20 protein-coding genes and 1 tRNA gene are annotated in these 25,255 nt (G+C 53.1%); 10 read left to right on the top strand and 11 right to left on the bottom strand.

Annotated elements, in window-relative coordinates:
- Positions 1–15: 15 nt before the first annotated feature.
- The 4 genes from PJL69_RS13105 to PJL69_RS13090 all read left to right on the top strand — a co-directional run bounded on the left by PJL69_RS13105 (position 16) and on the right by PJL69_RS13090 (position 6,329).
- Positions 16–1,227: a PAS domain-containing protein gene (locus PJL69_RS13105; RefSeq protein ID WP_271310059.1), complete on the top strand. Its 1,212-nt coding sequence runs from the start codon at positions 16–18 to the stop codon at positions 1,225–1,227.
- A 49-nt stretch (positions 1,228–1,276) separates the two neighbouring features.
- A complete protein-coding gene (locus tag PJL69_RS13100; protein WP_271310058.1) occupies positions 1,277–3,424 on the top strand; it encodes a methyl-accepting chemotaxis protein in 2,148 nt (715 codons plus the stop codon).
- A 76-nt stretch (positions 3,425–3,500) separates the two neighbouring features.
- On the top strand, positions 3,501–4,067 hold the full coding sequence (locus PJL69_RS13095) for a chemotaxis protein CheD (protein WP_271310057.1): 567 nt from the start codon (positions 3,501–3,503) through the stop codon (positions 4,065–4,067).
- A 528-nt stretch (positions 4,068–4,595) separates the two neighbouring features.
- Complete coding sequence (locus PJL69_RS13090) at positions 4,596–6,329, top strand: GMC family oxidoreductase (RefSeq protein ID WP_271310056.1); 1,734 nt, start codon at positions 4,596–4,598, stop codon at positions 6,327–6,329.
- 183 nt (positions 6,330–6,512) lie between these two features.
- On the opposite strand, the gene PJL69_RS13085 is transcribed toward PJL69_RS13090, so the two are convergent.
- Together PJL69_RS13085 and PJL69_RS13080 are read right to left on the bottom strand one after the other, a co-directional pair.
- On the bottom strand, positions 6,513–8,027 hold the full coding sequence (locus PJL69_RS13085; protein ID WP_271310055.1) for an aldehyde dehydrogenase (NADP(+)): 1,515 nt from the start codon (positions 8,025–8,027) through the stop codon (positions 6,513–6,515).
- A 100-nt stretch (positions 8,028–8,127) separates the two neighbouring features.
- The gene (locus PJL69_RS13080; protein ID WP_271310054.1) at positions 8,128–8,808 is read right to left on the bottom strand and encodes a GntR family transcriptional regulator; all 681 of its coding nucleotides are present in this window, start codon (positions 8,806–8,808) and stop codon (positions 8,128–8,130) included.
- A gap of 165 nt (positions 8,809–8,973) precedes the next feature.
- Between PJL69_RS13080 and PJL69_RS13075 the strand changes: the two genes are divergently transcribed.
- Positions 8,974–9,990, top strand: coding sequence for an Ldh family oxidoreductase (locus PJL69_RS13075; RefSeq protein WP_271310053.1), 1,017 nt, complete (start codon positions 8,974–8,976; stop codon positions 9,988–9,990).
- 48 nt (positions 9,991–10,038) lie between these two features.
- Here the strand turns inward: PJL69_RS13075 and PJL69_RS13070 are convergent, their stop codons facing one another.
- The 7 genes from PJL69_RS13070 to dctP all read right to left on the bottom strand — a co-directional run bounded on the left by PJL69_RS13070 (position 10,039) and on the right by dctP (position 17,748).
- A complete protein-coding gene (locus tag PJL69_RS13070) occupies positions 10,039–11,064 on the bottom strand; it encodes a trans-3-hydroxy-L-proline dehydratase (RefSeq protein WP_271310052.1) in 1,026 nt (341 codons plus the stop codon).
- Positions 11,065–11,098: 34 nt separating this feature from the next.
- Positions 11,099–12,343 (bottom strand): NAD(P)/FAD-dependent oxidoreductase, encoded by a 1,245-nt coding sequence (locus PJL69_RS13065; RefSeq protein ID WP_271310051.1) that lies wholly within the window; start codon positions 12,341–12,343, stop codon positions 11,099–11,101.
- Between the two features lie 83 nt (positions 12,344–12,426).
- Positions 12,427–13,359 carry a 4-hydroxyproline epimerase gene (locus PJL69_RS13060; RefSeq protein WP_271310050.1) on the bottom strand — a complete coding sequence of 311 codons (933 nt, stop codon included), beginning with the start codon at positions 13,357–13,359 and terminating at the stop codon, positions 12,427–12,429.
- Entirely contained in the window at positions 13,350–14,309 is a 960-nt protein-coding gene (locus PJL69_RS13055; protein WP_271310049.1) for a dihydrodipicolinate synthase family protein, read from the bottom strand. Before PJL69_RS13055 ends, PJL69_RS13060 begins: the two co-directional genes overlap by 10 nt.
- A 518-nt stretch (positions 14,310–14,827) precedes the next feature.
- On the bottom strand, positions 14,828–16,117 hold the full coding sequence (locus PJL69_RS13050; protein WP_271310048.1) for a TRAP transporter large permease: 1,290 nt from the start codon (positions 16,115–16,117) through the stop codon (positions 14,828–14,830).
- Positions 16,114–16,668: a TRAP transporter small permease gene (locus PJL69_RS13045; RefSeq protein ID WP_271310047.1), complete on the bottom strand. Its 555-nt coding sequence runs from the start codon at positions 16,666–16,668 to the stop codon at positions 16,114–16,116. The genes PJL69_RS13050 and PJL69_RS13045 overlap by 4 nt, the downstream gene beginning before the upstream one ends.
- 81 nt (positions 16,669–16,749) lie before the next feature.
- The gene (gene dctP / locus PJL69_RS13040) at positions 16,750–17,748 is read right to left on the bottom strand and encodes a TRAP transporter substrate-binding protein DctP (RefSeq protein ID WP_271310046.1); all 999 of its coding nucleotides are present in this window, start codon (positions 17,746–17,748) and stop codon (positions 16,750–16,752) included.
- Positions 17,749–18,538: 790 nt separating this feature from the next.
- Between dctP and PJL69_RS13035 the strand changes: the two genes are divergently transcribed.
- Positions 18,539–18,628 (top strand) — tRNA-Ser (locus tag PJL69_RS13035).
- Positions 18,629–18,712: 84 nt separating this feature from the next.
- Here the strand turns inward: PJL69_RS13035 and PJL69_RS13030 are convergent.
- Positions 18,713–19,759, bottom strand: coding sequence for a site-specific integrase (locus tag PJL69_RS13030; RefSeq protein WP_170346235.1), 1,047 nt, complete (start codon positions 19,757–19,759; stop codon positions 18,713–18,715).
- A 2-nt stretch (positions 19,760–19,761) separates the two neighbouring features.
- A complete protein-coding gene (locus tag PJL69_RS13025) occupies positions 19,762–19,947 on the bottom strand; it encodes a hypothetical protein (protein WP_170346236.1) in 186 nt (61 codons plus the stop codon).
- 902 nt (positions 19,948–20,849) lie between these two features.
- Here PJL69_RS13025 and PJL69_RS13020 point away from each other — a divergent pair.
- The 4 genes from PJL69_RS13020 to PJL69_RS13005 all read left to right on the top strand — a co-directional run bounded on the left by PJL69_RS13020 (position 20,850) and on the right by PJL69_RS13005 (position 25,253).
- Positions 20,850–21,221 carry a hypothetical protein gene (locus PJL69_RS13020; protein ID WP_271310045.1) on the top strand — a complete coding sequence of 124 codons (372 nt, stop codon included), beginning with the start codon at positions 20,850–20,852 and terminating at the stop codon, positions 21,219–21,221.
- Positions 21,222–21,314: 93 nt separating this feature from the next.
- On the top strand, positions 21,315–21,728 hold the full coding sequence (locus PJL69_RS13015; protein WP_170346238.1) for a hypothetical protein: 414 nt from the start codon (positions 21,315–21,317) through the stop codon (positions 21,726–21,728).
- Positions 21,729–21,939: 211 nt separating this feature from the next.
- Positions 21,940–24,405 (top strand): EcoAI/FtnUII family type I restriction enzme subunit R, encoded by a 2,466-nt coding sequence (gene hsdR, locus PJL69_RS13010; RefSeq protein ID WP_271310044.1) that lies wholly within the window; start codon positions 21,940–21,942, stop codon positions 24,403–24,405.
- Positions 24,405–25,253 (top strand): FRG domain-containing protein, encoded by an 849-nt coding sequence (locus PJL69_RS13005; RefSeq protein ID WP_271310043.1) that lies wholly within the window; start codon positions 24,405–24,407, stop codon positions 25,251–25,253. The genes hsdR and PJL69_RS13005 overlap by 1 nt, the downstream gene beginning before the upstream one ends.
- Positions 25,254–25,255 lie beyond the last annotated feature (2 nt).

The raw sequence follows: 25,255 nt of genomic DNA, 5'->3' as shown, positions 1-25,255 counted from the left end.
ATTGGGATGTCTCTCATGAACGCCATGACCAAGATCGCCAGCACCGGTACGGACAACGCGGAAACCGAAGTTCGGTTTCCTGCCGAAAAAATCCTCGTTTCTGCGACCGACCAACGCGGGGTAATCACCTTCGCCAGCGAGTCGTTCTGTGAAGTCGCGGGTTTCAGCCAGGAAGAGCTGATGGGAGCACCGCACAAAATTGTGCGTCACCCAGACATGCCCAAAGGCGTGTTCTACCTGGTCTGGGAAACCCTCAAAGCCGGCCTGCCGCTCTGTGCATACGTTAAGAACCGCACAAAAAACGGCGACTACTATTGGGTGCTCGCGGTTATGACGCATACCGAAAACGGTTACCTGTCTTCGCGCATCAAACCGGAAACAGAGCTCTTTGAAAAAACCAAAAAGCTCTATGCCGAGCTCCTGAGGGAAGAAGCGAACGGTCTCACACCGGAGCAAAGCGCGAACAGATTTAAGGCAATGCTGCAAGAAGAAGGTTTCGCAAACCTGGACGCTTACACAAGTTATGCTTTGAATGCCGAATTCAAAAATCGGGATCGCATGAGCGCCGATTTGGTCAATTCATTTGCCGCAATGGATGAACTCGAGACGCTCATCAGCGACATGCAAGGACTGGTCAATAACATAGAACAGGGGTTTGAACGCGTCCGTGGCGAGCCAGTGAATCTACGCATTTTGGCAGGGCGTCTTGAAGGTGCTGGCGCCGCGCTTGGTACAATCTCGCAGAACTACGATGCGATGGCCAAAGAAATGCATGGCCTCGTCGGGCGTCTCCATGACCCTGAAACGGGCGCCTTGCAACAGATGCACAGTGCTGTCCTGCAAGGGCGTACAACACTTCAATCCTCGCAGCTCTTTAGCGAGGCCTGCGAAGCTTTGAAAAAACAAAAAACCTGCATCGACGACGATGTTCGCATGCTCCAGGAGCATCGTGAAAAGTTGCAAAATAAAAGCCGCGCGCGGCTTATTGAAATCTCTTCAATCGGCAAATCCATCCCCGACATCTGCCGCAGTTTGCGCCGCCGGATCAATGGTCTGGACGTTGTGAAGCTGCTTTGCAAAGTTGAGAGCGGACGCATGCGCGATGTCGATAGCGGCTTGGACGGTATTATTGCGCGTCTCGAAAACTTCCATGACAACACCGATCGTTGCCTCGCAGAACTGTCTGGCAAAGCTTCTCAAGTCACGCAGAAAGGCGCCTCGATCTAAAGGGCTTCAGCCTTCCCTTTCGTATTGCGGCTACCTCTAGGACAAAAAAATGACCAATAATTCTCCGACGCACCGCCAATCTGCAGGCACCAGCATCAAAGCCAAACTGTTTTGGACAGTTGCCGTATGTGCCTTCTTGGGCTTGGCTGTAGGAACAGTCGTGGAGTATTTTCTAGAGCAAAGTAATACCGAAAAACGTTTGGCGAAACGCTATGAGCTCGTTGTCGATCTCTTTTCGACGCAGCTCATAGCACCAACACAGTTTCAAGATCCCGAGCGTATCCAGGCAACAGTTGCGAAGCTGATTGAGAAAGATCCACAGTTTGCAGCCCTTGAAGTTTTTTCTCCTGCGGGCGAGCTGCTTTATAGCTTCAACCAAGAAGGTACACGCGATGCGGCGGTGGAAACGGCGCTCTCAACCGTGCACTCCGTTTCTGGCGAAACGGGAGAGCCTTACGCTATGCTGGATGGTGACGTCTATGCTGGTCAAATCGCAATAGAAGCCCCCGGCGCCAGAGGCGTTGTTGGTCAATTCAACTACGCAATCGACATTTCTAACGCGCGCGCTGAAACACTGTTTGAAGTGATCATCGATATGACCCGCACAGCGCTTGCATCATTGCTTGCGATTGGGTTGATCATCTATCAGCTTGCTCGGGTCGTCAGCCGCCCGATCAAAGACCTCAGCGTGGTCGTAGAAGAAATTGCAGACCATAACTTCGACGTCGAAATCGACTATACGGACCGCAACGACGAAATCGGGTTAATCGCGCAACGCCTTGAAACTTTCAAGGAACGCTTGGCTGATGAGCAAGAAACTCGCAAGCTTCGGGCCAAAGAAGATGACGCCTTAAAAAAGGTCTTCTCCCGTTTGGCAGAAGGCTTGGCAGAGATTGCAAATGGTCAGGTGGGTCGCAAAATAGATAAGTCTGAATTTTCAGACCTGAAAGAAGACCATATCAAAATCTGCGACGACTTTAACGCCGTTCAGAAAAATCTCCACGGCGTGTTGTCCACCGCATCGCAAACAGCGGAATCTGTGCGCTCAAGCGCCCAGGAAATCTCCGAAAGCGTTGTCGATCAGTCCAAACGTTCAGAAGCGCAAGCCGTGACTCTTGAAGAATCTGCTGCTGCAATTGAAACGCTTAGCAGCTCTGTGGAGCAAACCGCAGGCAACGCAGCCGATGCAAGCGAGCTCATTGGCCGCAACCGTGCACAAGCACAGGCAGGTGGTGAAGTGGTCGAACTCACTGTCGCGGCAATGCGCAATATCGAGGAAAGCTCCGAACAGATCACCGCAATCATCGGTGTGATTGATGACATCGCCTTCCAAACCAATCTGCTTGCACTCAACGCTGGTGTTGAAGCCGCGCGTGCAGGAGAGGCAGGACGCGGATTCGCCGTGGTAGCATCTGAAGTCCGCGCACTTGCACAACGCGCGTCGGAATCGGCGAATGAAATCAAGGATCTTATTCACCGCTCCGGGGAACAGGTCACCAAAGGAAGTGACCTCGTCAACAAAGCGGGCGAAGCACTGCAAGAGATCATCACAGGCGTCAACCAAGCATCAGAGCTGGTCTCTCAGATTGCGACCGGATCGCGCGATCAAGCCGACAACCTTGTAGAGATCAAGGAAAGCGTCACTGAGCTGGACCGCGTCACCCAGCGGAATGCGGCTATGATTGAGGAAGCTTCTGCCGCCACGCGCAATCTGTCGAGTGAAGCGAGCCGCATGACTGATGTATTGCACAGCTTCCGTTTGACAGAGACCACACCACCTACAAAATCCGCTGCGCCAGCCGACAAGGGCACACCAAAAAGACCAGAGGCCAAAAAACCGTCTCCTAAGAATGCGCAAGAAAATCCTGTTGAAAACCAAAAGCCTAAGCCTAAGCCTGCGGATCCCAAGTCAACCGCAGAGGTAGAAGCCAAGGCAAAAGAATGGGATGACGACGTCGCAAAAGACACCAAGGCGCTAACTAAAAAGTCTAAGAAAGCCGCAGGATCGACACCAAAGGCCGAAAAGAAGAAGAAAACGAAAGCCAGCGTGACAACACAAAAACCTGCCAGACAAAAATCTGACACTGCGCAAGGCGCACCGGTTGTCGAATTCAAATCACGCTCTGCCACACCAAAGGCGGCGGCAGTGAACCAAGACATGAACGACCTCTCAAGCGAAGGTTGGGAAGATTTTTGAACTCCGTCGTCCCCAAGAGCCCTAAACATTCAAGATCAGAAGTCTTGAAAAGCCAATCTGAAGAACGGAACGCGTTATGAGCCTAGCAGAAGCAGAAGCGATAAAGGGATTTAACGTGCAGCCCCTCCTGCAGGGAGATGTGCAGGTTTCAAACGATCCTCAGCTTGTGATGACCACCATTCTCGGTTCCTGCGTGGCCGCTTGTATGTGGGACGAAGTCGCCGGTGTTGGAGGTATGAACCACTTCCTATTGCCAGGGACCGAGACTGGCTCCAATGGCGGCATGAGCCATGGTGTGCACGCAATGGAACTCTTGGTGAATGGGCTCATTCAAGCAGGTGCACGCCGTGAGCGACTACGTGTCAAACTGCTGGGAGGTGCGAAGATGTTCAATAGCCGCATCGACATTGGCACCAAAAACGCAGAGTTTGCAACCTGGTTTGTCAAAAACGAAGGGTTCGAGTTGGTGGACTGTTGCCTTGGCGGACAGCGCGGTCGCAACTTGCGGTTCTGGCCAGTTGGCGGACGCATACAACGTCGCTTCATGAAAGACACACGTCTGATCGAAGAGGAATCCGCACAGCGCATCGCGTCCAAGAAACCTGCAGCAGAGGCAAGCATTGGCGACGTACAACTGTTCTGAAGACAGTAAATGGCGGTTCTGGTTTGTATCGATGTGAACACGAAAAAATGCCAGTTTGACGCCTCTCAACGCTTGCAGTTCAGTTTAGTCTATTGACCCAAAAGAGGCTCCTATTGGGAGCCTCTCACGCCGAAGAATCCACAATTTATTGGATTCCACTTCACAGACAGCTTTTGATGATAAGGTTGCCCCCAGCGGAGCGCTTCAACCTTAGGACGCACCAAGCAGTTGGCGCTGACAAACTACAGCACATAGAGGTACTCAAACGGAGAATACCGTTTGAAGGCCCAAAAAATCCTGTAGCTCTTACTACTAAAACCTGCAAAATAAGTGCTCGTCTCCTGATGCGCTTTGACCATTTCCAGCTCCTCCCACACCAAAGTCGCGACCAAAGTCTATGGTCTCTCATCTTAAACGAGGGTTTTTAGACTGGACAAACCCCAGACCGACTTGCTCACTTTACGGGGTTCGAACCAAAGCTGAGGGACGACATTCAACATATTAACGCATCTGATTAGGGAGGATAAGATGACGTCGACAGGTACCGGGAAACAACAGCGCGCTTTACGCGCCGACTTTGAGAACGGGCGCATGTCGCGCCGATCATTCTTGCGAGCCACTGCAGCGCTTGGGATAGCAGCAAGCGCGCCTTTGACGCTCGGCGCACGCCACGCAGCGGCACAGGCGGCAGAGAGCTATGACTACATCATCATCGGTGCGGGCTCAGCAGGGTGTGCCCTCGCCGCGCGCCTCTCAGAAGACTCTGACAAGTCGGTGCTTGTGTTGGAAGCAGGCCCGCCGGACGAAAACCAGTTTATTCACATACCTGCTGCGTTTCCAAACCTGTTTGGCACTGAACTAGACTGGGGTTTCATCACAACGCCTCAGGAAAGTGCCAAGGGCAATACGCTCTACACTCCACGCGGAAAAATGTATGGCGGCACCAGCTCTATGAATGCCATGATCTATAAACGCGGGAACCCGGCAGGCTTTGACGATTGGGGCAAAGACAACCCCGGTTGGAGTTACGCTGATCTACTGCCGGTCTTCAAACGCTTTGAAAACAACGAGCGCGGCGCAGATGAGGCGCATGGCGTTGGTGGCGAGCTCAATGTCGCAGACCTTCGTGATCCAAATCCGACCAGCCAAGCCATGCTAGATGCGGCACTCGAAGCAGGGTATCCAGCGCGCACAGACTTTAATGATGGCTATGATCAAGAAGGCTTCGGTTTTTACCAAGTCACCCAAAAAGGTGGGTTCCGCAACTCATCAGCCGTCGCATTTTTGCACCCTGCACTCGAACGCGACAACCTCGCCATTCAAGCTGAAGCCTTGGTGCATCGGCTGATTATCGAAAATGGTCACTGCAAGGGCGTTCGATTTGAGGCTGGCGGTGAAGCCTTTGACGTGTTCGCAACTTCGGAAGTAATCCTTTCCGCAGGCGCCTATGGGTCACCACATATCCTCTTGCTGTCTGGCATTGGACCAAAAGAGGATCTAGAGACCCTCGGCATAAATGTCGAATTAGATTTACCAGGCGTGGGCAAAAATCTTCAAGACCACTTCATGGCACCTGTCGCCTACGAATGCACACAACCTGTCACGCTCGCCAATGCGACAGCCCCAGAGCAAGCCAAACTACTGACAGAAAAGGGCATGGGGCTACTGACATCCAATATCGGGGAAGCAGGCGGATACCTCACCGTCATGGACGGAGCGATCGCTCCCGATTTGCAATTTCATTTCACTCCAACATGGTTCGTCTCTGATGGTGCGGGAAACCCCTCAGATGGCACCGAGGGTTTTACACTGCTGCCGGGCATCGTCGGAACAAAATCGGTTGGAGAACTGACTCTAAGCTCCACAGATCCCAAGATGCCCCCCAACATCAATCCGAATTGCTTTGGCGATCCACATGACCTCGAAGTGATGCTTGAAGGCGTCAAAATTGCACGCAAAATCATGACGCAACCCGCAATGGATCCATACCGTGGCGCGGAACGCTTCCCGGGCGCGTCGGTACAAACTGATGAACAGATACGGGACTGGCTGCGCGACAACGTACAAACAATCTACCACCCAGTGGGGACATGCAAAATGGGCTCAGACGATATGGCTGTGGTCGATGCCCAACTAAAGGTGCATGGCATCGCCGGACTGCGTGTCGCGGATGCCTCCATCATGCCGACGATTACCAATGGAAACACCAATGCTCCATCGATCATGATTGGTGACCGTTGCTCTGATTTTATACGCACGTAGGTTCGTGTGTAAATAAGGCCCGCCAAGCCAAGTGGCGGGCCCGATAAACTAAGGGCGTTGCTCTCTATCAAGTACTGCCGCATCTGCGCAGATCAAGTTCCAGCACATGCAAACATGACGCACTCTCCAGATCCCAAGCTCATAGCATATGGAAAGCGCAGAATGTTAAGTTAGGCCGCGAGATTAGGCGCCGGTTTCAGGCACCAGCACATCTGGAAGATTTTGATAGCAGACCGGTCGCAGGAAACGGCGGATCGACAGTGTACCCACGGATGTTGCACCAAAGTTTGTAGACGCAGGGTACGGCCCACCGTGAACCATCGTATCAGACACCTCAACGCCGGTCGGGAAACCATTGGCCAGCAGGCGACCCGCCTTGCGCTCCAAAATCGGCATTAGGCTCTGAGCGTCTGTCATATCCGCATCGTCCATGTGCAGCGTACACGTCAATTGACCTTGCAGATTCCGGGCAATCTCGCGCGCTTCTTCGATGTCATCGACTTCCACAACAACGCCAAGGGGCCCAAACACCTCCTCGGCTAGGACATGGTTGTCCAGCCAGTTTTTTGCCGTTGTTTTATAGAGATACGGTGTCGCGTCACGCTGATCACAAACAGAGGTCAACACCTCTTGAACACCGCTGGTTTCAGCGACGCGGCGCTGCCCGTCGCGATAAGCGTTCGCAATGCCATCGGTCAGCATGGTTTGCGCCCCAACTTGCGCAAGTGCTTCTTGTGCCGCAGCAACAAAAGCATCAGCTTCGGCCCCTGCTTTCACCACAACGATACCGGGGTTTGTACAAAATTGGCCTGCGCCCATGGTCAGCGACCCTGCCCAACCTGCGCCGATCTCTGCACCGCGATTGCTGAGTGCATTGTCGAGGACAAACATCGGATTGACAGAGCCGAGCTCGCCATAAAACGGGATCGGTTCTGCACGTTGTGCGCAAAGATCAAACAAGGCACGACCGCCCGCTAGAGAACCGGTAAAACCAACTGCCTTAATCAAAGGATGCTGCACCAACGCTGCGCCAACCGCACGGTCTCCACCTTGAATAAAGCTGAAAACACCAGGATCAATGTCACACTTTTGAATGGCGGCGTGAATGGCTTCTGCGATGATTTCACCTGTACCTGGATGCGCGGAGTGGCTTTTCACAACAACCGGACAACCTGCTGCAAGCGCTGCTGCGGTATCCCCACCCGCCGTGGAAAACGCTAAGGGAAAGTTTGAGGCGCCAAACACAGCGACCGGCCCAATCGGGCGCTGCACCATCTTCAGGTCAGGACGCGGCAAAGGTGCCCGGTCAGGCAACGCAACGTCGTGGCGGCGGTCGAGATAGTCGCCTTGCAGAATGTGGCTGGCAAACAGGCGCAATTGGCCTGTCGTACGACCTCGCTCACCCTGCAAGCGCGCCTCAGGCAACCCAGTCTCCTGCGTGCCAATTTCCGTGATGGCTTCAGCGCGGGCTTCAATCTCATCGGCGATAGCGTTTAGAAAGGTCGCGCGTGTTTCCCGCGCTGTGTACCCAAAGCTCCAGAAGGCCTTTTCAGCGGCTTCAGCAGCCGCAGCAACATCTGAGACGCTACCAATGGCAAATTTATGGCTCGGTCCATGGGCTGGACTGGACATAAAGGTGTCAGCACCTTCTTTCCAAGTGCCAGCAATCAAGTGTTTTCCGTGAGGTGTGAACGACATAGGCTCGGATCCATCGGTAGTGAATAAATTTATGGATATTGTATCCAATTATCACTTCGGTGACAACCCGCCCTTGTCGACAAGCCAATACCAAGTTGGGCTAAGTAACCTCATCCTTTCGCTGCGCTGCAATCATTTCTAAGAGCTCTGCTTTGGTGCGTGTGATATGCCGAGTCAGCAATTCACAAGCCCCATCAACATTGCCAGCACGCGCAAGCTCCAAGAGCTTACGATGCTCTTGTTGCGCAGGCTCCCGCTGTCGCATGACACTTAAATGAATGCGCACATACCGATCAGAGTGCACATTCAAACGCGCGAGCATCTCATCAGAAAGCCGCCGCCCTGCTGCACTGTAAAGGGCACAATGGTAGTCGTAGTTTAGCTTTCCCCAACGTGACACATCATCCTGACGGTAAGAGGTCTCCATATCGGTTAGGATTTCCTCGCACTTTTCAAATTCCAAAGCGCCCATTTTTGGAATGGCTCGCCGAAACAGATCTACCTCCAGCAAAACCCGCAGGTCGAAAATCTCACCGATCTCTCGTAGGGAATGTTTCATCACATACCCACCACGGTTGTTTTCCCACTGCACCAAACCTTCTGCACTCAGACGCTTCAACGCCTCCCGTACAGGCATCCTAGAAACCTCATATTCTTCCGCGAGCAATTCCTGCCGAATAGCCTCACCTTCCTTGAGATCCCCGCTTAGGATGCGCTCACGCAAGTCGTTTGTGATCAGTTCAGGAAGGCTTTGCTTCTTAACGGCACGAGTGGCTGACATATTGGTCTTCGCTTTTGTATTTTGGATGCAATACGCTCAAATGAAGAGTTACACTGAAAACATTGGCAAAAAAACCTGAAATCTGGATTGCTGGATTAATGTGATTTTTGTATCCAATATCCCAACATCTTCTCGCTGCACCAAAAACGAAATCAGGGAATTCTCATGAGCGCTATGAAAAAACTGAAACTCGACGACATTCAGACGCTCTGTCGGAAAGTCTTGACCTCTGTCGGATATGGCCAAGAGCACGCAGACGCCATAACTGACATGCTATATCGATGTCAGCTCGACGATTGCCAGTCTCATGGCCTCTTCCGCTTGTTCATGTGCGCGCAAACCATGCAAGCGGGACAGATCGACGGCCACGTCAAACCTGAACTCGCAGAAACCGACAACGCAATCGTGCGCGTCGATGCCAAAGGCGGCATGTCATTGCTTGCATTTGAAAAGGCATTGCCAACGCTCGTCAAAAAGACCCGACAACATGGAATGGCAGCAATGGCGATCAACAATTGCTTCCATTTCTCAGCTCTGTGGCCCGAGGTAGAACGCCTTTCGAACGAAGGCCTAGCGGGTTTGGCGATGGTTCCAAGCCACGCTTGGGTGGCCCCAGCAGGCGGCACGCGTGGCAGCCTTGGCACCAACCCAATCGCGTTCTCATGGCCCCGCATCGGCAAAGACCCGTTCACATTCGATTTCGCGACCAGCGGCTTTGCACGCGGAGAGATTGAACTCTACCGGCGCGCGGGCAAACCTCTGCCCGAAGGCGTGGCGATTGACAAAGCGGGCAACCCAACCACCGATGCACAAGCAGCGATGGATGGCGCCATGCTGACTTTTGGCAGCTACAAGGGCTCCGCGCTATCCATCATGGTGGAGTTGCTGGCAGGCCCCCTGATTGACGATCTCACCAGCATGGAGAGCATGGCCTTTGCCAACGGCGCTGGCGGGGCCCCTTATCATGGCGAAGTCCTTCTGGCGTTTGATCCGAACCATTTCAGCAATGGCCGCGTGGCCGACAATGATGCCCGCGCCGAACGCCTCTTTGCCGACATTGTCGACCAAGGCGCACGATTGCCATCGCAACGGCGCTTTGCCGCCCGCGCCCGCAATCTGGAGCGTGGGTATGTTGAAGTGCCCCAAACCTTGTTTGACGATCTGGTAGCACTGAAAGCCTAAAAAGAAACGCCCAGCCACTTGGCTGGGCGTTTTGTTCAAATCTGTCTGTCACGCACCCCAGGTATCGCGCAAACGATACCCACCAGGCCAAGGATCCGACGGATCCAGCATGTGCTGGTGAATGCCCGTGACCCAGCCGCGTCCGGAAATCTCGGGGACAATCGCCGACTGTCCGCCCACTGTTGTCGTGTCAACGATACGTCCTGTGAAGCGCGACCCGATGATGGACTCCGCTTCAAAAGTTTGCCCCTGTGTCATCTGCCCTCGCGCGGCCATCAAAGCCATGCGCGCCGATACAGCCGTGCCGGTTGGAGAACGGTCCACCTTACCCGGCTGAATCGCCACCGCGGATTTTCCAGTCAGACCGGTCTCTGTTTCACTGAGCGGCCCGCAGAACGCGCAGAAAGAAATGTGCTTCCAATCAGGGGTCTCTGGGTGATGGAACCCAAGCTGTTCATTCGCCGCATTGGTGATCTTCACACCCAACTGCGCAATGTCTTTAGCTTCGCTTTCGACAATTTCAAAACCAAGTGCCTTTGCGTCCACCACCACAAAACTGTCACCGCCATATGCGGTATCAACCGTGATAGAGCCAAGCCCCTCGACCTCAAGTGCGACATCCAGCTGCCCGGCAAAACTAGGCAAATTCTGAACAAAAATTCGCTCTGCCTTGCCGTCTTTGCACTCCGCGCGCACCCGCACGAGCCCGCCTGGCGCCTCAAGTGTCATATGGGTGACAGGCTCCTGCATCGGGATCAACCCGCCATCCAGCAATACGGTAGACACGCAGATAGAATTCGACCCCGACATCGGTGGCGTGTCTTCAGGCTCCATGATGATCCAAGCCGCATCGGCCTCTGGATGTTTCGGAGGCACCAGCAAGTTGACATGGCGGAACACACCGCCGCGAGGCTCATTCAATATAAAATTGCGCAGGGTCTGATCCTCCGCAATGAACCGACGCTGCTCCCAAAGTGTTTCACCGGGCGGCGGCAAAACGCCCCCCACGATCACATCACCAACTTCGCCTTCTGCATGGGCGGAAATCACGTGAATTGTTTTGCTGCTGCGCATGCTGCCTCCTCTATAGTGTTGTTCTGGCGCAAACTTAGAACCGTGTTGCGGCAAATGCCGACATATCGACTTGCGGCGTTTTTCCTTCGACCAGCGCAGCCACAAGCTCGGCTGTCCCCGCAGATTGGGTCAGTCCCAAATGTCCATGGCCAAAGGCATAGATCACCTGCCGCGCCCCCGGTGCATGATCAATAACCGGCAAACTGTCAGGCAAAGAAGGGCGGAAGCCCATCCATTGCGTCCCCCCTGACGTGTTCAGATCAGGGGCAAATCGCTTTGCCTTGGCAAGCAGGGTATCCGCACGCTTGTAATTTGGTGGCAGATCCAATCCGCCAAGCTCCACTGCGCCACCAACGCGCACACCACCATTGATGCGAGTCATCACAAAACCATGCCCTCCAAAGGTGACATGCGTACGCAGATCAAACGCCCCTTCGGGCAGCGTGGTATTATAGCCGCGTTCCGTTTCCAGCGGAATCTTGTCCCCCAGTCGGGCAGCCAGCTTATGGGACCAGGCCCCAGCGCTGATCACAAGCTTATTCGCGACAATCTCACCATCTGACGTGGCCAGCCGCACCTTCTGGTCTTGAGGCTGCACATCTGTGACCTGCACAATCTGTAACCGCCCACCACGTGCCATAAACTGATCCGCCAGATGCTGCGTCCAGGCTGCGGGATCCACTGTGTTCATCCAAGTCGGCGTATAGCCCGCATGGGTGAACTGACGACTCAGTCCAGGCTGGATCTCTGCAATCGCGTCTGCACTTTTTAGCAGCTCAAACGGGATCCGATGCTGCTTGCGCAGCTCCCAGCTAGGCATGCTGGCACGCAATTCCGCCTCAGACTCATAGAGCATAATCTGCCCTTCGCGCTGCATCATCGGCTCACCGTCCACAGCTGCGATCTGGCGCTCCAAAGCCGCGCGGCTGAAATCCATCAACACCGATTGCGCCGACAAGGACGCCAGATACCGATCGCGCCAGCTTGCCCGCCAGAAACGCAACATCCATGGCGCGATTTTGAGGGCGTAGCGTGGCGGCACCGACAATGGCCCCAAAGGATCAAACAGCCACTTGGGGGCTTTGCGCATGATGCCGGGCGTCGCCAGCGGCACAATATCAGTATAGGCAAAAGCGCCCGCATTGCCTTGCGAGGTTTCTGCCGCAACCCCTTTGCGATCCAAAACCGTGACCTGATGCCCGCGGCTCTGCAACTCCAGTGCTGCACTGATGCCCACAATGCCGGCACCAATCACGACAATCTCGTGCGCATCCTGCATCCCTAACTCCCGGGTTATTTTGAGATGCCCCCAAGCCAATGAGAGCAAAAGCAATTGACCGAGCGCAGATGCGCCCGATCCAGTTAGTCAGTAATGCCCGCCTTAAAGGGGTCATCGTCGCCAAAGAGGAGCGTACCTTCAGCCATAATGTAGGCCTGCCCCACAATCGTTGGGATTACGCCCCCTGCCTCGCCAATCTGGTAAGACAATCTATATGGGCTCCCAATCACGCTTTCCTGTACGATCTCTTCGCCAGGCGCGAGGCGGCCAGATGCTGCGAGACACGCCAGTCGCGCGGAACTGCCTGTGCCACAGGGCGACCGATCATATTCGTCATCCGGGCACAGTACGAAATTGCGGCTGTGAACTCCGTCTTTCGGAGACACGCCTTGGAACACAACGTGGTCCACCAGCTCGCCGTTTTCCCCCACAACACCCTGCGCAACACAGGCCTCTCGCGTGGCAATGGCCAGATCCGTCAACGCACGAATATCCGCGCTTTTGACCGGCATCGGGCTGGGATCAACAATGAAAAACCAATTTCCGCCATAGGCAAGATCGCCTGTCATCGGGCCATAGTCTGGCACGTCAACAGTCACATCTGCTTTGACACGTCGGCTTTCCACATTCGTCACACGCACAGTGTTAGCGTCCAGCACATCAATCGAGATCACCCCAACCGGCGTTTCAATCCGGTGCGTGCCCACGCCAATGCGGCCCATATGCGCCAGTGTCACGCCAAGCCCAATCGTACCATGGCCACACATACCCAAAACGGCATCGGCGTCAAAATAGATCACGCCAATTTCGCACGTCGGATCCTGCGCAGGCACCAACAGCGCGCCCACCATGCCAGGTTGCCCACGCGGCTCAAGCAAGATGGATTTGTAAAACGCTTCATGCTCGGTCGCCAAAGCGCGCGCCTGATCGGCCAGAGGCCCAGACCCAAGGTCCGGACCTCCATCAAGGATCACCCGTGTGGGCATTCCTCCTGTGTGACTGTCAATCACATGCATTCAGCAATCACCCCGCCCTGCTTGCTCCAGTCGGCAAACCAGTTGCGGAACAGTGTGTACTGTTGCTCGCAATAGTTGCGCTGCGCATCAGACAGAACATCGGTTTCATTGAAGTGCAAACGGTATTCTTCTTCACCATTCAGAACCAGCAGATACTTGTAGTAAAGCACCAGATCCGTGCCTTCATCAAAGCTCGACAGAACGCCAAAGGCTTCTTCCAGCTCCTGCGCGCGCTTGCGCGCTTCTGCGTTGCCTTGTGCCGCTTTCTGCGACAGCGACGCCAACAGCAGGGCTTCTTTTGGCAGGGCCGTACCGATACCAGTGATGGAACCTGTCGCGCCACAGTTTACGAACCCGTGGTACACTTCGGTGTCCACACCCACCATCAGCGTGACCTGATCGTCCTGGCTGGTGATGTGTTCTGCGGCATAGCGCAGATCATCTTTTCCACCAAATTCTTTAAAGCCAACAAGGTTCTTATGCTCTGCCCGCAGGGCAAAGAACAGGTCAGCACGCGTGGCAAAGCCATAGACGGGGCTATTGTAGATGATCGCCGGCACATCAGGCGCCGCTTCCAGAATGGCTTTGAAGTGGTTCTTTTGCGCAGCCATCGATGTGCCGCGAGACAGAACACGCGGGATCACCATAAGGCCAGCCGCGCCAACTTTTTGCGCGTGTGCCGCATGCGCCACAGCAGATTTGGAGTTGATCGCACCGGTGCCCACAACAACAGGAATACCCGCTTCGACAAGGCGCTCCACGCCCGTCATGCGCTCTTCATCGGACAACAGCGGCCAGTCCCCCATGGAGCCGCAATAGACCACAGCCGACATGCCGGCTTCGATCATGTCATGACCTTTCTTTACCAGGGCATCATAGTCTGGTGTGCGGTCTTCTTTGCATGGGGTCATCAGCGCGGGCATGGTGCCAGCAAAAACGGTGGTCGACATGGGATCTCCTGTCTGAAGGCTGGCGCAAGCGCCATATGTTGACGGATAAGGAGGGCGCACCCCCCGGAAGATCGACCTCACAACCACCGCACTTGACTAGCGATTCAAAAGGACAATCTCCTATGACACTCCAGCTACAATAATTGGATCCAAAATCCAATAGAAAATGACGATGCATCCAAGAAACTGCTTTCACACCGGAGAATCCGACGCCAACAGCCAACACAAACACGCATAGCGGACATGCGAATGAAATTCTTCTCGCGAGCTAGCTTACCCCCTAAACGGGCGCCATCGTACAGACACATTGATTCAGAAAAGGACACTCCCAATGACACGCAAATTTCTCAGCGCGTTGGAGTATACTGGTTTTGTCACCGCGGGCATGCTGGCCATCGCCACAGTGATCGTACTCACATATTCATGAGCCAACAGGCCACGCCACATAAATTATTTCACACATAAAAGCCGGCGAGATTCCCGCCGGCTTTCATTATTCAAGAACTGTCAGACACGCCTTAGCCCAAAAGCAGGTTTGGTAACCACAGTGCAATTGATGGCACAAAGGTCGTCAGCAGCAATGTCGGCAACCAAGCAAACACGATGAACACAAGCGTCGGCCACAGCATCTTCGCAACCGGCGTATCAGTCACCTGCGCGCCCAGATACAGCAGCGGAGCGGTCGGTGGCGTGATATTCGCCATCCCAAGGTTCACCCCGATAACAGCCGCAAAGTGGATCGGATCCATGCCTACGCTCTGCGCAATTGGCAGCAGGATCGGTGTGGAGAGCAGCAAGCCGGAAATATCATCCATCAACATGCCAATCAGGATCATCACCACATTGATCATCAACAGGATGACAATCGGGTTTTCAGATACCGAATAGACCATGTCCTTGGCGATCTGCGGTGCGCCCTGCGCAATCAGATTGTCAGACACAATAACCACCATAAAGATCATGACCATCACCACGCCAATGGTGATGCCAGAGCGTTGTACCGTCTCAGCAAGGGTTTTCCAGGTCAGACCTTTGTAGAAATAGATCGCCACCGGGATCGCATAGACCACCGCAATACCTGCCGCTTCTGTTGGCGTCATGATCCCGCCATAGATGCCACCTAGAATGATGATCGGCATCATCAGCGCGGGGCCCGCAACACGCCCCTGCGCTTTCAGCGCAGGCATAAACGGATCAGGGCGATCCTTCAACTCGATGTTGTCATATTTGCGCAGCATGAACTGGTTGGTGATGATCAAAAGCGTGATCAAAATCATCGCCGGGATCACAGTTGACAGGAAGCACTTCAACACGTGCTGCTGCGCCACCCAGCCATATAGAATGTGCGAAGAGCTTGGTGGAATCAGCAGGCCAAGCGGGCTCGCGCAAACCAACAGCGCTGCGGATTGACCCGCTGGATAATTGGCCCGCTTCAGATGCGGCATCATGATGCCGCCAATACAAGTCAGCGTCGCATTGGCCGCACCGGAAATCGAACCAAACACACCACACGCAAGAACAGCCGCCGCAGACAATCCACCTTTCAGATGCCCAATGAACAACTCAGCAAGCGCCACCAGAGGGGCAGCAATCCGCCCCTTTTCCATAACGCCACCGGCAATCATGAACAGCGGGATCGCCAGCAGCACCAATGACCGGATACCGGTCGATCCAGTCGGAAGATAACCAGAGATCGACTGATCCCCAACCACGGCAATGAAGGCCAAAACAGCCCCAAATGCAACGAATACACTGACGCCAAGCAGCAGCATGACGCAAACGATGACCAGACTTCCAACAATGATCATTGTACGGCCTCCTCAGAGCTTTCCGACTTCAGAGGCAAGCCAAGGCCTTTGCGGATATGGACGTAGAGATATGCGGCGGAGAACATCGACATAAAGCCGAAGGCGATCATGATCGCAATACGCCAGGAGACAAATGGGATGCGCAACGCAGGCGTGGAGCGGAACCTCGGGAAAGAGAAGTCATCAGCCAGCGAGACATAGCAGGCATAGACAACAAACAATGTCACCGCCAACTCGATCGTCAGGACAACAAACCCTCGCCACCATTGCAGACGGGGGTTGGTAATCACGATTCCCAGAATATCGGCGTTAATATGGAGTTTGCGCTCAGACGCCAGAACCGCCCCTGCAAAAAACCCCACAATACTGGCTGCCAGAAGCCACTCCTCATAAGCAAACAGGTCACCATTAAAACCGTAACGGATGATCACAACCAACCCAAATGTCACGGCCATCAACAGGCCAGAGATGGTAACAATTATCTTCATGAGAACCATGGCCCAACTCAGGGGCACCCCAATGGCCTTTGGCAGTTCCTCAGTAATGTTCATTCTGCGCGCCTCTTTTTCGTGACGGTCTGTAGTCGCTGAATACAGCATGGGCCGGTGATTTCCACCGGCCCACTAAGGCAATTACTTACCTGCAGCAAGCAGGCGATCCATCACGTCTTTGCCAACAGCGCTTTCCATGGTTGGCCAGATGTTGGTACGGACGTGCTCAACCATTGCCGCCTGCTCTTCAGCGTTGAGCTTCAGGATGGTGTAGCCGCTGTCGACCAGCTTCTGCTCAAACACAGAATCGTTCTCACGGTTGTAGGCGAAGAAGTCGTCAGACGCTTTCTTCATAGCAGTTTCGATGACCGCGCGCTGCTCGTCGCTCAGCTTCGCGAGGGAACGCTCAGACGCGTAGTAGAAGGTCTGCTCAGGAATGGTGTTGTACTCGATGAAGTGGCTGCCAACATCAGACTGCGCGAAGATGGAGTAAGTCGCGGTCTTGGTGCAGCAGATTGCGCCGTCCACAATGCCAGACTGCAGCGCTGGGAAGATATCACCCCAAGCCATGGTGGTCGCCTGGAAGCCAAAGCTCTCGATCATCTCTTTCAGAACAGCAGATGACCAAACACGAATGTTCATGCCCTTGTCTTCCAGAGTGTTCCAGTTGGTTGGCTCTTTGGTGGCCACGATGCCCACAAAACCCTCTGGGTTGCCAGCAATCACTTTCACGCCGTATTCGTCAGTGATTTCTTGCAGGATCTTGTTGAATTCGGACTCTGGATTGCGCATCACGCTGTCCATATCGTCCCAGCCGCTCACCAGGAAAGGCATGGACAGGAACTCAAGGCGAGGGTCGGTGTCAGAGTAGATGAATGCGGAGGCAAAATCGATGTTGCCACGCGCAACGTCTTCAAACAGTGCTTCGCCAGAACCCAGCTGGTTGGCCGGGAAAACAGTCATGTTCAGACCAACGCCAGCCGCGTTCACGTCTGCTGCCACCTGCTCCATCATTTTGGTGCCCTGGTGATCAATCGGGAACACACCCGCAAAACGCAGGTCAATATCTGCTGCGAAAGCTGCCGTGCTGCTCAACAGGGCCAGCGCGCCGGCTGCCGCGGTTTTCATCAGAAGTTTCATTATCAACGTCTCCAAGTTGTGAGATTTGTTTTGGCTGCCACCGGCATCCAGTGTTTAGCCGCAAAGGAATGCGCCCCTGCGAAGGCTCTTGGGATCTGAACAGGGAAGAGCGCCGATGCACCTGAGAGCGCGTGCACCCCCAACACCGAAATGTGCAATACCATACACCAGACGCATCCTCCCTACAGCATCTGAAGGGCCTTATAGGCTCATTGTATCCAAAATCCAATAAATATTTGCCGGGCGCTTTTTAGTGCGCATTTTCAGGCTACGTTAGAGTGGGTTTGGCGCGAAAATCTGAACCCATCTACGGCCTCTATCGGCAGAATCTTGGGTGGGCAAAGACGACCTAGCTGCGAATTCGCGGGTCTTTTGACTCGTTTGCCTGCAGAATTCAACCGTCCCGTTGCAGGTTAAAAACCAGCGTTCGCCTGAACTTTTTCAGTCCTGATATGCGAACGCAGCAAATACAAAACCTGCCAGACACCCCACAGCGCGCAGCCATGCCCTAAGTATTAGAAATGCTTAATAGTCTCCACACCAACTTCGCCTTGAACGGCATGCGTAAAACCGAAAGAACCTTCGATTTTACGTCCATGCCCTCCACTGGCGAGGCTCAATTCAAGACCACCTAAGCATGTGAGAAGTCCGGCACACCTCATAAAATAAGGCGCATCAGCCGCGAATCTGCCCACCCCCCATCAGCTTGCAGCCAACCTTCCCAAGAAAAGCAACAAAAACGTACTTTTGGGGCTTGTGCCCCAAATGCCGTACAAATATACGGGTCAGCGGAGACGTGGCCGAGTGGTCGAAGGCGCTCCCCTGCTAAGGGAGTATACCGGAAACGGTATCGAGGGTTCGAATCCCTTCGTCTCCGCCACCATAAATTTTTCCTCTTTGTTATCAGTGTGTTACCTGGGGTCGTGGCGAACCCAATTTGGGGGTTCGCCTCGTAGAGCTGCTGCTATACGTCCTTCTTTTTCCGAGTCATCTTCAGCATCGCAGTGTCTGCCATCTTAGACCGATTTGCGGCCTCTGTGTACTTTTGAACCTCACTCAGTGTTTTGTGACCGGTTACGGCCATGATCTGGTGGGGGGACGCACCAGCCTCCGCCAGGCGGCGAGCGATGGCTTTTCTTAGGCCGTGTGAAGTGCATCCTGGTAGCCCTGCATCGATGCACCATTTGCGCATATCTTTCCCCAACCCCTTTTCGGATCGCTGTTGGCCATCTTTGGTTTGAAGAAAGGTCTTTTGCTTTGCTGGGATTCCCTTGAGCACCGCAGCGAGAGATGGGTGAATAGGCATACTGATTACCATGCCGTTGCTGGAACGTGTTTTCTGCCGTACATACTCCAGCCTTCCGTCTGAAACATTCGACCATCCCAGCTTCACAACATCCACACGTGCGGCACCCGTATACAGCATCAGCATCATTGCGGTGTGAGGCATCGTTCCATGTTCGTGGAACGCCAAATACTTTTCGATCTCGCCTTCAGTCCAAGTATGGAATCCAGTCGTTTTGACCTTCATGGGCTTTACGACTTGCGCTGGATTGTTTTCTATCCATTCCATTTCAATCGCCAAGTCGAGCAGCACAATGAGGCGGTGACGTAGTTTGTTGGCGGCGACAGGCGTAGCTGCCTTATCCTCGAGGATTTTCTTGATGTGACGCCTTTGGAGGCTTTTGATACCAAAGCCTCCATACTTCTCACGAAGTCTCTCCAGGATATTGCGGTAGACCTGCTTTGTGCTGGGCTCCAACCCGATGAAGCCCGCCGTCCCATAGTACCGCATGATCAATGAGTTCAAAGTTCTGCTGGAGGCGCACTCTTTAACTGCTCTGGTTTTTTGGCCAGAGACTGCTGCCTTGTATCGTTCTTCGAACTCGGGTGAACCGTAGTCCGTGCCGAGTTGAGCGTCGTTTCCAAACTTATCACGGTAACGATATCGAGCTTTTCCATGTCGATCTATCTGACGAGAAACCCCAGGATACTTGTTTGCCTTTTTCATGTTCACTCGAGACCCAAGGCTGCATCCCATTCATTTTGCGGTTCCAGGGTATCTTGATCGCCTATGAAGATCTTCATCCCTGCCTTTGGCGTGAACTCGATTCTGGCGACCGAAAAACCTGCTTCCCGAGTCGCTTTTAGGGCGCGGGTAATTTCAGCTTGCGTAATTTGGGCTTTGCGATTGGCCATACAGCACTCCTTGTCGTGCTTTTCCAAGCGCCAAGCCGTTCCACGAAGGATGGCTGGAAGCGCCTGCAAAAGCAATTTCAGTTCTCGAACCGCTGAATTGCGGACGAGGGACAAGGGGCTGTTGCGTCAAAGGTTGAGCAGCAGCTCTGCGAATAGAATTAGTCACCAAGTTCCGAGCCGTAAAGGGCGCGTAGTCAGTTTTTTCGTTCTCTGTCAGTATATTGGCTGAAAGAAAAATTCCGAAGAGGCTTAGCGATCTTTTTTTGCAGTCGTCATCAAGTACGCCTATCAAAGATTGCTTTACGAGCTGGGGTAAAGCTTGGCGGTGCCTACTGTCAGAGGCATTTTGTAACGCCCTTGGTCAGAGTACGATGCCAGGAAAATCTTCTGCATCTGCAGACCACACAAGAAATAAATGAACGGGCTAAACCTCCCCTTGGATGTTCTGCCAGGGTTCGCCAATGAGCAAGAAACCGACGCGAAGTCAATGCGCTCAAAGGCAAGGTTAGCCAGAGCAAGTCTTTGAAAAAGCTTCCTGGTTCGACTTCCTCCGGATCCGCCAGAGGGTATTTTTTATAAATTACTTCAATCGCTTAAATGAAAAAATGGTGAACCAACCTGGAGGTTCGCCGAAGGTGTTTAGCAAGTTTCTTTGTGGCTCGAGCCCGTGATGCCTGTTGCTTCCGTCAAAACTGACTCCAAGCATATTGGAGTGCTGCCTGGATCTTCTTGCCCTGGGTCTTTCTGATGAAACCCAAGACCAAGAAGATGCACAAGCAACAAACCCATCAAACCGAGAGAAAGCAGCCTCTCAGAACGTCAACTCGCGCAAGCCGAAGGAGGAAATTCGACGCCCTTGTAACCCGAGCAATTATGCGAAGGTGCTGCATAGGAAAACGAACATGTTCGACCTAATTCATGATCCGCTCAAGGACCTCAGAGAATTCTTCCATGACCAATCAGAGGCGCTTCAAAATACTGCTGTGCTGCTGGGTGGCCAGCCCGCGCTTCGCTGCGTTCATGCGCTGATGGATGATCTGGCAACTCAACCGAGTATCACGCGCCGAATGAAGAGCAATTTCGTCAGACTGCAGGCCATGCTTACCCTGAACGAAGTTCATGACATGGACCGCATCGAGGCTGCGCTGTTTGCCGCGATCGATCCAGCTTCGCCCATCGTGGAAGAGATCTGCCTGTTGTCGGATCAACTCGACGAGTTACTCCAGCCAACTCTGTCAGAAGGTTATGAGGTAAACTCGGCTGTGCTGGTATGAATTTCCAAAGCTGGGGTGCTCCTGCCCGTCCCGGCTTCTTGAGAGGCATTGTGACCTCAAATTCCAGATACGCCAAAGCAAAGGAGATTTCGCATGGCGCAAGATATCAATGAGCAGCTCGAGCAGGCAGTACTGTCATCTATCAAACAGGGCCGATGGTTGGCGGAAGAGTGGGAAGAAGTCGGCATATATCCGGGCAAACAGTTGCAAGTCCTTTTGCCACAGTTGTTGCAGCGACTGAAGGATGGCGAACCGTTGGCCGTCAATGATGAGAATGCGCTGGGCCTCATGGCCGAGGAAATTGTCGACGCATTGAATGAGCTCAAACCAGAGTATGGAGATTTGGCGATGCGCATAGATACATCGGAGCACCTGATCTTCGATCAGCCAAGAGAGCAGCTAAGGCGACTGGCTGAACGGTGGAAGTCCTTCCAGGGGCTTCGCCGTCATGTTCGAGACCTTCAGGCAGCCATCCGCCAAATCAAGCTGGCCTTGCGCCGAGTATAGGTGGCCGTGAACAGAGCTGTTCATTTTCTCCCTGATTCAGGTGCTAATCTGGATCAGGGAGGAAATTTCCTTTGGGCGTGTGCACTCGTGGCGCGTCCAGGCTGGAGAGCCGGCTTTCAGTTGAAAGTGAATTCATAGACTTGGTGAAACCTCAAGGTTGTATGTCTGAGTGGGTTTGGTAGGCTGGTCATATACTTATGATGTGGTTGAAATGCAGAAACGTTCCCTCTCAGAGCGAGATATTTGCAGTAAATTCATTATGCCGGCGCTGCTTTCAGCCGGATGGGATTTGAACACTCAAATATCAGAAGAAAAGACAATTCTAACGCCAGGTCGAATAATCGTTCGGGGAAAGATGGTTGCACGCGGGCAAAAAAAGCGTGCGGACTACGTCTTGTACATGAAACCGAACTTACCGATTGCTGTAATCGAGGCGAAAGACAACAAGCACAGCATCGGTGATGGGATGCAACAGGCTTTGACCTACGCAGAAATGCTGCGTGTGCCCTTCGCATTTTCTTCGAACGGAGATGGCTTTCTGTTTCATGACCAAACGGGGCAATCAGCTTCAATGGAACGGCAGATTGGGCTTGATGATTTCCCCTCTCCGGATGAACTCGTGAAAAAGTACAAGGCTTGGAAGGGGCTGACGGACAGCCAGGCCGAAACTGCATTCCATCCATACTATGACGACGGGAAAACACCCCGATACTACCAGATGAACGCGATCAATGCGTCCTTGGAGGCCATTGCAAGGGAGCAGCAGCGCCTGCTGCTGGTCATGGCAACGGGCACAGGTAAGACCTTTACTGCATTCCAAATTATCTGGAGACTTTGGAAGTCAGGTGTCAAGAAGCGCGTTTTGTTTCTCGCTGATCGTAATGTCTTGATAGATCAGACCATGGTCAATGATTTTCGGCCCTTCATTGGGGATATGGCCAAGCTTTCAGCACGATCGAAAACCATCGAACGTGCTGACGGAAGCAAAGAAGAACTCACGCTGGCTGTTGACAAGAAGCGACGCATCAACACAGCCTACCAGATTTACCTTGGACTATACCAAGCTCTTACAGGTCCGAAGGAAAGCCAGAAAATCTACAAGGAGCTGTCGCCGGATTTTTTCGACCTCATCATCATCGACGAGTGCCATAGGGGCAGCGCGGCCGAGGATTCAGCGTGGCGTGAGATCCTGGAACATTTTTCCAGCGCTACTCACATAGGCCTGACTGCGACCCCGAAAGAAACTGAATACGCTTCGAACATCGAGTATTTTGGAGACCCTGTATATTCATACACTCTACGGGAAGGGATCTCAGATGGCTTCCTTGCGCCATACAAGGTCATAAAGTCCCATATCGATAGAGATGTGGAAGGGTATAGACCGGAGGCGGGTCAACTCGACCGCGATGGCGTTGAAGTCGAGGACAGGATCTACAACACGAAGGATTTTGATCGGGTTCTTGTGCTTGATGACCGCACCAAGCTGGTCGCAAAACGTGTTACTCAATTCCTGAAAGAGAGTGGAGATAGAATGCAGAAAACGATAGTTTTCTGCGTTGACGAAGAACACGCAGCCAGGATGCGACAAGCTCTCGTGAATGAGAACCAGGATCTGGTTGCAAAAGACCAAAGATATGTCATGCGGATCACCGGCAGTGACAAAGAGGGTATCAATCAACTTGCAAATTTTATCGACCCAGAGGCTCCTTATCCGGTCGTCGTCACAACATCACGCTTGCTGAGTACAGGGGTTGATGCCCAAACATGTCGCCTGATCGCACTTGACCGACAGATCGGATCAATGACCGAGTTCAAGCAGATTGTCGGCCGCGGAACACGCGTTCATGCTGATACTGGGAAGTACTATTTCACCCTGATGGACTTTCGCGGGGCTACCAACCATTTTGCTGATCCAGAGTTTGATGGGGATCCAGTTCAAATCTATCAACCTTCTGACGATGAACCCATGGTTCCGCCCGATAACCTGGATACGCATTCTACTGACGAGGAAGGAGAAGAAGATCAGGATAGTACTGACGTCGAAACAGTGATCGAAGCTGGTACGGACCACGACGCGATTGCCGTGGATGACAACTCAGACGAAGGCCCTAAGCGGAAAATCTATGTTGATGGCGTTGGTGCGACAATTCTAAAAGAGCGGGTCGAATACCTTGATGCGGACGGCAAGCTCATCACCGAGAGCCTGCGAGACTTCACTCGCAAGCATCTCATACGCCGCTATGTTTCGATTGATGACTTTCTTCGTCGCTGGAATTCTGAGGACCGTAAGAAAGCAATCATTGAGGAGCTTGCGGAAGAAGGCTTGGACCTCAATGTGATTGGGGCCGAATTGGGAAAAGACCTCGATCCATTTGACCTCGTCTGCCACATAGCTTTCGATGCGAAACCGCTCACCAGGAAAGAACGGGCGGAAAACGTCAAAAAGAAGGACGTGTTCAATCGATACGGTGAACAAGCGCGTGCTGTGCTGGAAGCTCTGCTCGAGAAGTATTCCGACGAAGGTGTTTTTGACCTTGATGACACCAAGATTCTGCAGATCACCCCATTCTCAAAAATGGGGACGCCGATTGAGCTCATGAAGGTGTTCGGCAAGAAGCCTGACTATCTGCGCGCAGTTCAAGACTTACAAAACGCTCTATACGATGAAACCGCCTAATGAAAACTATTGGAAGCTCGGAACTGTTTCAAATTCCTGAAGAAGGAGGCGTTCCTGTTTCAAGAACTTGCGGAGAAATTAGAAAATCGGAAGCAGTTCAAGTTAAGAACTATTTGGATCTCGCTGACAAGATTGCCGAGATTCAATACCTCAATCCCGAGTACGTTCTGGTTTTCCGCGGTCAATCCAAGGACTACAAGGATAGATCTGGCGCATCATCTATCCCGCCAGGTATTTTCCGGGGAGAAGAGTCACAAGTCAGACGGCACATTTTAGCACCTCGGTTTGACCGGCTTCGAAGGGCTGAACAGGCGCTGATCGAACATTGGCAGCAAGCTCCGATCGACGGAAATATCAAGATCAAAAAATATAGAATTCTGCGTTGGTCAATTCTTCAGCACTACGAGATCTGCGAAACGCCATTGCTCGATGTAACTTATTCCTTGCGTGTTGCGGCGTCTTTCGCCTCTTTGAGTAGGGAGCCTCAAGGGTTCGTTTTCGCCTTGGGGGTACCCCACATTTCTGGAACAATAACAACAGACATGGAGGCAGGTCTTCAAACGGTCCGTCTGTCCAGTGTTTGCCCTCCACAAGCTCGACGGCCTCATATCCAGGAAGGATACTTGTTGGGAGAATACCCTGACATTAGTGTTTACTCTGAGAAGCAGAACTACTCTTCCTTTGAAGTCGACTTCGGACGCAGACTTCTCGCTAAGTTTCAGTTTAATAAGGAAACTTTCTGGAGTCGCAATACATTTCCCCAGATTTCTCGAAAGGCGCTCTACCCTGACGCAGACGATCCCTTTATGGAGGTGGCTAAGCAAATAAAGGCCGAGCTGGGTAGTTAATC

Source organism: Shimia sp. MMG029, assembly GCF_027947445.1.
Taxonomy (GTDB): domain Bacteria; phylum Pseudomonadota; class Alphaproteobacteria; order Rhodobacterales; family Rhodobacteraceae; genus Shimia.
This window is presented reverse-complemented; position numbering and strand designations above follow the sequence as displayed.